This window comes from Enterococcus sp. UD-01 (assembly GCF_044909655.1).
Classification (GTDB): Bacteria; Bacillota; Bacilli; order Lactobacillales; family Enterococcaceae; genus Enterococcus_L.
This window is the reverse complement of sequence record NZ_JBIYEU010000002.1, coordinates 250,037-258,679: the sequence shown is the minus strand read 5'-3', so window position 1 is coordinate 258,679 and position 8,643 is coordinate 250,037. Positions and strand designations below refer to the sequence as shown.

At 37.5% G+C, this 8,643-nt stretch carries 8 protein-coding genes; 4 read left to right on the top strand and 4 right to left on the bottom strand.

What is annotated here, in order from left to right:
• Positions 1-144: 144 nt before the first annotated feature.
• The 3 genes from ABH902_RS03600 to groES all read right to left on the bottom strand — a co-directional run bounded on the left by ABH902_RS03600 (position 145) and on the right by groES (position 3,801).
• On the bottom strand, positions 145-1,200 hold the full coding sequence (locus tag ABH902_RS03600; protein ID WP_404589201.1) for a tyrosine-type recombinase/integrase: 1,056 nt from the start codon (positions 1,198-1,200) through the stop codon (positions 145-147).
• A 634-nt stretch (positions 1,201-1,834) separates the two neighbouring features.
• Positions 1,835-3,463 carry a chaperonin GroEL gene (gene groL, locus ABH902_RS03595; protein ID WP_404589200.1) on the bottom strand — a complete coding sequence of 543 codons (1,629 nt, stop codon included), beginning with the start codon at positions 3,461-3,463 and terminating at the stop codon, positions 1,835-1,837.
• 53 nt (positions 3,464-3,516) lie between these two features.
• The gene (gene groES / locus ABH902_RS03590; protein ID WP_404589199.1) at positions 3,517-3,801 is read right to left on the bottom strand and encodes a co-chaperone GroES; all 285 of its coding nucleotides are present in this window, start codon (positions 3,799-3,801) and stop codon (positions 3,517-3,519) included.
• A gap of 234 nt (positions 3,802-4,035) precedes the next feature.
• Between groES and ABH902_RS03585 the strand changes: the two genes are divergently transcribed.
• Positions 4,036-4,218 carry a hypothetical protein gene (locus tag ABH902_RS03585; RefSeq protein WP_404589198.1) on the top strand — a complete coding sequence of 61 codons (183 nt, stop codon included), beginning with the start codon at positions 4,036-4,038 and terminating at the stop codon, positions 4,216-4,218.
• Positions 4,219-4,297: 79 nt separating this feature from the next.
• On the top strand, positions 4,298-4,966 hold the full coding sequence (locus ABH902_RS03580) for a lysostaphin resistance A-like protein (protein WP_404589206.1): 669 nt from the start codon (positions 4,298-4,300) through the stop codon (positions 4,964-4,966).
• Positions 4,967-5,028: 62 nt separating this feature from the next.
• Here ABH902_RS03580 and ABH902_RS03575 read toward each other — a convergent pair whose 3' ends face one another.
• Positions 5,029-5,685, bottom strand: a complete 657-nt coding sequence (locus ABH902_RS03575; RefSeq protein ID WP_404589197.1) for a redox-sensing transcriptional repressor Rex — start codon at positions 5,683-5,685, stop codon at positions 5,029-5,031.
• Positions 5,686-5,901: 216 nt separating this feature from the next.
• Between ABH902_RS03575 and ABH902_RS03570 the strand changes: the two genes are divergently transcribed.
• A complete protein-coding gene (locus tag ABH902_RS03570; RefSeq protein WP_404589196.1) occupies positions 5,902-7,845 on the top strand; it encodes an ABC-F family ATP-binding cassette domain-containing protein in 1,944 nt (647 codons plus the stop codon).
• Between the two features lie 14 nt (positions 7,846-7,859).
• The gene (locus ABH902_RS03565; protein ID WP_404589205.1) at positions 7,860-8,495 is read left to right on the top strand and encodes a TrkA C-terminal domain-containing protein; all 636 of its coding nucleotides are present in this window, start codon (positions 7,860-7,862) and stop codon (positions 8,493-8,495) included.
• The last annotated feature ends 148 nt before the right edge of the window (positions 8,496-8,643 follow it).

Below are 8,643 nucleotides of genomic sequence, written 5' to 3'. Positions count from 1 at the left end.
TCGAATAACCGAAAGTAAAACAGCTTAACAACAAATAAAAAAACGGAGTAGATTTCTCTACTCCGAAAAAAGTCTAACTTTTTGGGGTCACTACAGCTGGGGTTAATCAACTTTTACACTCTTTATTTTTTATAAAATAACCAATCATAAGCGAACTTTTAATTGCTTGTCTAGTATAGAAATAGCTTCTTTTCTGCTTTCCCATAATGAATCGGTATAGGTATCTAGAGTTAACTTAATGGAGGCATGACCAAGTAATTTACTCACTGCTGCGATATCAATCCCCTGCTCCACACATCTTGTGGCAAAAGTATGCCTTAAAACATGAAAATGAATCGGCTTCATGTTTGCTTTTGCGAGAACTTTTTTAAAGCGGTAGCTAATCACTCTTGGTTCAGAATAACTTCCTTTACAAGCTATGACATATTCACATGACTGTTCCTTTCTTTTATTTAATAAATATAATTTTAAATTTTTAGCTAAGGGAATGGCACGGAGCGAACTTTTTGTCTTGGGCTCAGTGATAATAATTTCCGTTTTATCGCCTTGCTTTGTTGAAGGAATGCGATATAATGTGCGTTTGATATAGATAATATTTTTTTCAAAATCAATGTCCGACCATTTTAAACCACTGATCTCACCAATTCTCAACCCAGTATACAATGCCAAAATGATTGCGGAACAGCCTCGTTCTTCAAAGGCCGCTCGTTCAATTTGCAGCTGCTCCTGTTTACTAAGTGCGGAAATTTCTCGTTTATTTTTAGTTCGAATCAAAATATCCAGACACGGGTTTAAGAAGATGATTTTATCGTTAAAGGCCTTATTCAACGCACTTTTCAAGACAACTAAGACTGATTGAATCGTGGTACTAGATAGCTTTAGTTCCTCAAGATAATGAACGAATTCTTCTATTTCCTGTTTTTTCAAATTCGTGAGCAGTTTTCTCCCTAGAAAAGGAATAATATACCGATCCATTCGTAAACGATAACTAGAATAAGTAGAAGGTTTAATCTTTTTGCGCATCACAGTATCTAACCAATAATTCAGCCAATTTTCTACCGTACCTTTATAGGGAGCAAAACGATTATGAGAAAATGGATGCTGGATTTTCATCTCTGCTAAACGCTGCTTAACATGAGCATAGCGTTTTCCATAAATATAGCCATAAATAATCTTTCCCTGCTCATTTCTAGCTTTCATATATCGTCCTTCCCAACGACCATCTTTCCTTTTATATATGTTTTCTCCTTTTCTACTCACAACTAAACATCCTTTCACCAAAGATTGACGGCTTATTTGACGGCTTAAAAAACACCTTGTTTCTAATTGATGTAAAACAATGTTTCTACAATTTTTAAACGAAAGAAAGTCTGAAACCATTCTGCTAATCTAACCATAGTTTTGTTTTGCCACAATATATATTAGAAATAAATTCTCATTTTTTTAACATTTTATATAAAAAAAAGAAACTTTTGTCTGTAGACGACTTGCATACTTTAAGATAGAATGAGTTAGTAAACAGATTAACAGTTGACTATTTTATAAAAATTTTTCCTATTTCTTTTAAGTGTTACATCCAAGAAAAATCGCCGTTTTGATATAATAATATTATAACAACTCAACAAATATTTTCATTCATTTTGTAAAATATAAAATGAATTTATTTTATTCTATTAGCTTCAAACATACTTCCCCAAAATTTCTAGAAAAAGCTCCTTGAGCATTAATGTTCAAGGAGTTTTTTCTAGAAATTATTCTCAATTTTAGATAATACTTCAGCGATCCACTTTTGAATAAAAAAGAACCTCGCCATGCGAGGTTCTAAAGTTTTTTCTTACATCATACCGCCCATTCCCATTGATGGATCCATTGCTGGGGCTGCTGGAGCAGCTGGTTCTGGTTTGTCTGCTACGACTGCTTCGGTTGTTAACAATAAAGCTGAAACAGAGGCAGCATTTTGTAAAGCAGAACGAGTTACTTTAGTTGGGTCAACAATTCCTGCTTCAACCATGTTTACCCATTCGCCGTTGGCTGCGTTAAAGCCGATACCAAGGTCAACATTTTTAAGCTTGTCTACAATGACAGAGCCTTCATAGCCGGCATTTTCCGCGATTTGACGGATTGGTTCTTCTAAGGCGCGTACTACGATTTTCACACCTGTTGCAACGTCGCCTTCTGCATCTAATTCTTTTACTTTGCCGATAACATTGACTAAAGCAGTTCCCCCTCCGGAAACCATTCCTTCTTCAACAGCGGCACGTGTTGCGTTTAACGCATCTTCAATACGTAATTTTAATTCTTTTAATTCAGTTTCTGTTGCTGCACCAACTTTGACAACGGCAACTCCGCCAGCTAATTTCGCTAAACGTTCCTGTAGTTTTTCACGGTCAAAATCAGATGTTGTTTCACCAATTTGGTTTTTAATTAATTGAACACGAGCGTCAATGGCTTCTTTACCGCCAGCCCCTTCAACAATTGTTGTGTTGTCTTTGTCAACAACGACTTTGCTTGCGTTTCCAAGGTTTTCAATCGTTGTATCTTTTAATTCTAAACCTAAATCGTCAGTGATAACTGTTCCGCCAGTTAAGATAGCAATATCTTCAAGCATTGCTTTACGGCGATCGCCGAAGCCAGGTGCTTTGACAGCTACTACGTTAAAGGTTCCGCGAATTTTGTTTAAGACTAAGGTTGGTAATGCTTCACCATCTACATCATCAGCAATGATTAATAGTGGACGACTTTGTTGTAAAATTTGTTCCAATAACGGTAAAATATCTTGAATGTTAGAGATTTTTTTATCTGTAATTAAGATATATGGATTTTCTAAAACAGCTTCCATTTTATCGTTATCTGTTACCATGTATTGAGATAAGTAGCCGCGGTCAAATTGCATACCTTCTACGACATCTAATTCTGTTTCGATCCCTTTGGATTCTTCAATAGTAATAACACCGTCATTGCCAACTTTTTCCATCGCATCTGCAATTAATTGGCCAACTTTTTCTGAACCAGAAGAAACAGCAGCTACTTGTGCAATCGCTTCTTTTGAATCAACCACTGTTGAAATGTTGTGTAATTCTTCGACAGCTGTTTTTGTTGCTAATTCAATACCGCGGCGGATACCTAACGGATTTGCGCCGGCAGTGACGTTTTTCAAGCCTTCACGAACAATAGCTTGGGTTAAAACAGTTGCAGTTGTAGTTCCGTCACCAGCAATATCGTTGGTTTTAGAAGCTACTTCTGAAACAAGTTTTGCGCCCATGTTTTCAAAATGATCTTCCAATTCGATTTCTTTTGCGATTGTTACTCCATCGTTAGTAATTAGTGGAGAACCAAAAGATTTTTCTAAAACAACGTTGCGGCCTTTAGGACCTAATGTTACTTTTACTGTATCTGCTAATACGTCTACTCCGCGAAGCATTGCTGCACGCGCATCTTCTGCAAATTTAATTTCTTTTGCCATAATTTCTTCACCTCAAAATATTTTTTTATTTAAATGAATTGTTTTGTACCATCTTATTCGACAATAGCAATAATATCTTTACCGGAAACGATTAGGTATTCATTTCCTTCGTATTTTACTTCTGTACCTGAATATTTTTCAAACATAACAGTATCGCCTACTTTTACATCGGCAGGAACTTTTGTACCGTTATCTAAAACACGACCTTCACCTACTGCGATAACTTTTCCTGTTTGAGGTTTTTCTTTGGCTGCTGAAGCTAAAACAATGCCTCCGACTGTTTTTTCTTCTTCTTTCGCGACTTCAATGATGACGCGGTCACTCAATGGTTTTAACACAATAAATCCCTCCATAAAAAATAGTTAGTTATTTTAGCACTCTTGTAGTTAGAGTGCTAACTCACACTATTTATAATACTCATTTCACTTCCTTTTTGCAAGTCTTTTGAGTAATTTTATAAAATAATTGTTACACATTCTTTATCCTGCACTTTTTCCTTAAGCTTTATCGGCTTATTATCACGTTTTCGGCCTATTCATGGTAAAATAAAATTAGAAAGTGAGGCGCTTAACATGAAAAAAAGAATTCTTCACGCATTAACAGCTACTGGCCTTTATCTACTCATTGCCAATGCCGGAAACCTTTTCTTTGGTGTAAACAAACGTTTCGACTGGACGACAACCTTGTGGGAAGCGGTGTTCTTTTTTATTTTCATCTTTCTTCTATTAGGTTATCGAGATAACTGGCGCAAGTAAGTTTTTCTTGAATAAAAATGTGCTATACTTTTAACATATTCTATTTTCGAAAGGAGTTTTGCTCTACATGCCAAAACAAATCTCAATAAAAAAACAAAGCGTTATCATGATTTTTCTATATGCTGTTGTTTTTCTCTCGCCATATCTTTTTCAATCGCTTTCTCAGAAGGCGATCATTACAGCCACCACTTTTACTTATATTTTAGGTGCGGTTTTAATGAGCTGGCTGTATTTAAAATATAAACAATCTGCCATTACTCAGGTAGAAACATCTGGTAAACTGACTTCACCGGTGTTTGTATTCTTATTGGGCATCAGCGGTATTATTATGGCCATTATTATTCAAGCCATTGTCTTTAACATTGAAGCGGCAATTACGGGTGAACAAAATACCTCTCAAAATACGCAAAATATCATTGCGCTCATTTTAACAAATCCTTTGTTTAGTTTAGCGACCGTGATCGGCGGTCCTTTCATGGAAGAATTTATTTTTAGACGCTCGATGATTGGTATTTTGGAATCTTATACAGGTTTTTGGCTTGCAGCGATCATTAGTTCTACCTTATTTTCACTAATTCATAGGGATGGTCACTTTTTTGTTTACTTCTTTATGGGCTTCTTTTTTGCCTTATTATATAAACTAACCGGTAAAATTTGGACCTCTATTATTGCCCATTGTGGCATGAATGCATTAGTCGTTGTCGCACAGCTCTTTTTGTACTACAACAATATTCAGTTGCCTAGTTAAAACTTAAGCCAAAAGAAACCCCCAAAGCAAAACATTCACTTGTCTTGCTTTGGGGGTTTCTTTTACTCTTCAATATCTGATTCAACTAAGGCACTGTCATGGTGTAAGAAGTAAATCAGCGTTTGTAATTCATTGGTCAAATCTACGTTTTGAATCAACACATCTCCAGGTGCTACCAAACGGGCAGCTGTAAAGTTTAAAATACCTTTAATCCCAGCATCTGCCAATTGATTCACTACTTCTTGGGCTTTTCTGGCTGGTAGAGTTAAAATCGCCACTTCAATTTGTTGAACCCGAATTTGTTCCATCATATCACTCATTGGATATACAGGAATGCCGTCCACGATTCTGCCCACAATATTTTCATTGATATCAAAGGCACAGCTGACTCTAATACTGTTGCTTTGATGAAATTTAAATTTTAATAAGGCGCTGCCGAGATTTCCGACACCGATCAAAGCGACATTGGTCAGCTCATCATCATTCAAGGTTTTGGCGAAGAAGTTCATCAGATTTTCAACATCATAGCCATACCCTCTTTTACCTAATTCGCCGAAGTAAGAGAAATCACGACGAATAGTTGCGCTGTCTACTTGAACAGCCTCACTTAATTCAGTGGATGAAACTTTATTTTTTCCTGCACCGTGCAGTATTCTTAAATAACGATAATATAGGGGAAGGCGACGCGCCGTTGCTTTTGGAATAATTTGGTCTTTCACAATTGTACCTCCAATACACTAAATAATAGACTAACATCCAATTATCATAATAGCAGTTATTCTGAACAAAAAGCAATTTTGTAGCTCAAAAAAAACAGGAAATACTGGATTTTTTTACGGATTTGTGGAATTTTTAGCGCTCTTTAGCTGGATAACTGCTATTTTCCGCTATTTTATGCTAAACTGAAAGCATTGAAATAGAAATGAGGATGTCCCATGATTTTACTCCAAGCAAATCAAATTGCCCGTTATTTTGGTGCAGATACTTTGTTTGAAAATATACAAATGGAAATCAGCAGCCACAGCCGCATTGCTTTAGTTGGCCGTAACGGCGCTGGTAAATCAACACTTTTAAAAATAATCGCCGGCATAGATTCGCCGGACAACGGCACAATTGCCAAAAATAAAACTGCCACTTTAGGCTATCTGGCCCAAGATACTGGTTTACAGTCAAATAAAACCGTCTGGGATGAGATGCTGGAAGCTTTTGCTTCTATTATAAAAATGGAGCAGCGCATGCGTGAGCTTGAATTAATCATCAGCGATCTGCCAGATTCACAAAATTATGAAGCAGCTCTAAAAGAATACGATCGACTACAGCATGACTTTGCGGAACAAAACGGCTATGGCTATGAAAATGAAATTCGCTCTGTTCTACACGGTTTTGGCTTTAAAGAAGAGTTTTACGAAAAAAATATCAGCACGCTTTCCGGCGGTCAAAAAACACGCTTGGCACTCGCTCGCATGCTGCTGCAAAAACCGGATATTCTAATACTGGATGAACCGACCAACCACTTGGATATTGATACGCTTTCTTGGCTGGAAAATTATTTACCGAGCTACGCAGGCGCGCTTTTAATCGTTTCCCATGACCGTTATTTCCTTGACAAAGTGGTCACAGAGGTTTATGAAATTAGCCGTCATAAAATGCGCTACTATAAGGGCAATTATTCTAAATATTTAGAACTAAAAGCAGAACAGCTAACAAGCGAGTGGAAGGCTTACGAAAAACAACAAACGGAAATTCATAAACTAGAAGATTTCGTCGCTCGCAACTTAGTTAGAGCTTCTACAACCAAACGCGCCCAAAGTCGCAGAAAAACCCTTGAAAAAATGGAACGGCTTGATCGTCCTCAAGGTGACGAGAAATCTGCCAATTTCCTATTCGATATTGAAAAAGTTTCGGGAAATGTGGTCTTACAGGTAGAAGCTGCGGCAATTGGTTATGACAATCGTATTTTGTCTGAGCCTGTTTCTTTAGACATTCGCCGACAGGAAGCCATTGCTCTGGTTGGTCCCAACGGTATCGGCAAGTCTACCTTGTTAAAGTCCATCATTGGAAAAATTCCTTTCATTAAAGGCAGCGCTACACTTGGCACCAATGTTCAAATCGGTTATTACGATCAGGAGCAGGCGAATCTACATGGCACCAAAACGGTCTTAGCAGAACTTTGGGATGAGCATCCGACGACACCTGAAAAAGAGATTCGCAGTGTTTTAGGCAGCTTCTTATTTACCGGAGCTGACGTTGAAAAGACCATTCCCTTACTAAGCGGCGGCGAAAAAGCCCGTGTTGCTTTAGCTAAGTTGTCAATGAACAAAGAAAACTTCTTAATTCTCGATGAACCAACCAACCACTTGGATATCGACAATAAAGAAGTTTTGGAAAATGCCTTAATTGATTATGAAGGCACCCTGCTATTCGTTTCCCATGACCGTTACTTTATTAATCGGATTGCAACCAAGGTGATTGAGTTGTCCGAAAATGGCAGCAAGCTTTATTTAGGTGATTACGATTACTATTTAGAAAAGAAACTGGAAGAAGAGGAATTAGCAGCGTTACTAGCAGAACAATCAGCGGAAACACCCCCGACCGCTGCTAAACCTAAAAATGATTTTTTCCAAAATAAAGAGCAACAAAAGCTTGTAAGAAATTTAACTAGACGAATCACTCAAATTGAAGAAAATTTAGCCGAATTAGATCAAACCATTGAACTGCTGGAACAAACCATGGTTGATCCGGCGTTGGTGGATGATCATGTACAGCTGATGGCCCTTAATGAAGAACTGGAAGCCGCACGTAAACAGCAGGAAGACTTACTAGCCGATTGGGAAAATCTCAGCTTGGAGCTGGAAGAATTAGAAGAAACTAACAAATGAAAGGCTGACAAATGATGACTTCAAAACGTATTCATGTCATTCAACCAAAATACCAACAAATTGCGGTAGACGTAGCAGCTAAAATCGCAGATCAAACCTTTGCACTCGGCGAAAAAATCCATGCTCGCTCTACTTTGGCCAACAAATACGGCGTTTCGCCTGAAACAGCTCGCAAAGCGATCAGCGTTTTGGTAGATTTAGATATTGTTCAAGCTAAGCACGGCAGTGGCTTTTATGTTCATTCCATTGAAAAAGCGAAATATTTTGTTTATCAATATCAAGATGTTCAATCCATCCGTGAGCTAAAAGAAGAATTGATTGACAGTGTAAAAAAGCAAAAAGAAGAATTGAGTCATTTTTCTGAAATTTTGGATGTTTTGGTTGACCAAACCAAACGCTTTGATTCCTTTAATCCTTTAAATCCTGTTACGTTTACTTTGACCGAAGAAGCGGCTCATTTAAACAAATCGATCAGCGAATTGAATTTATGGCAAAGCACGACTGCTACAGTGATTGCTATCAAGCACGGTGAAGAATTGCTGGTTTCCCCTGGTCCATATGCCAAATTAACCGCCGGCGATACGCTCTATTTTGTCGGTCATGAATCAACATTACAGCGCGTACAAAACTTTTTTTATCCCCAGACATAAGCACCTCAGCACGGAACTAAGCATTCTTGGTTTCGTGCTTTTTTCTTGAGTCAATAACAACCTCAAAAATTTTACCCATTTATTCGCTGAATTCTTCTTAATTTGACAAAGTGACTACACGATGTTAACCTAGAATGGTCACTTTTTT

Bases quoted from the DNA above. Each gene is read 5' to 3' on its own strand.
- ABH902_RS03570 (WP_404589196.1), top strand. From the start codon at position 5,902: ATGATTTTACTCCAAGCAAATCAAATTGCCCGTTATTTTGGTGCAGAT.
- groL (WP_404589200.1), bottom strand. From the start codon at position 3,463: ATGGCAAAAGAAATTAAATTTGCAGAAGATGCGCGTGCAGCAATGCTT.
- ABH902_RS03565 (WP_404589205.1), top strand. From the start codon at position 7,860: ATGACTTCAAAACGTATTCATGTCATTCAACCAAAATACCAACAAATT.
- ABH902_RS03585 (WP_404589198.1), top strand. From the start codon at position 4,036: ATGAAAAAAAGAATTCTTCACGCATTAACAGCTACTGGCCTTTATCTA.
- ABH902_RS03600 (WP_404589201.1), bottom strand. From the start codon at position 1,200: ATGAAAGCTAGAAATGAGCAGGGAAAGATTATTTATGGCTATATTTAT.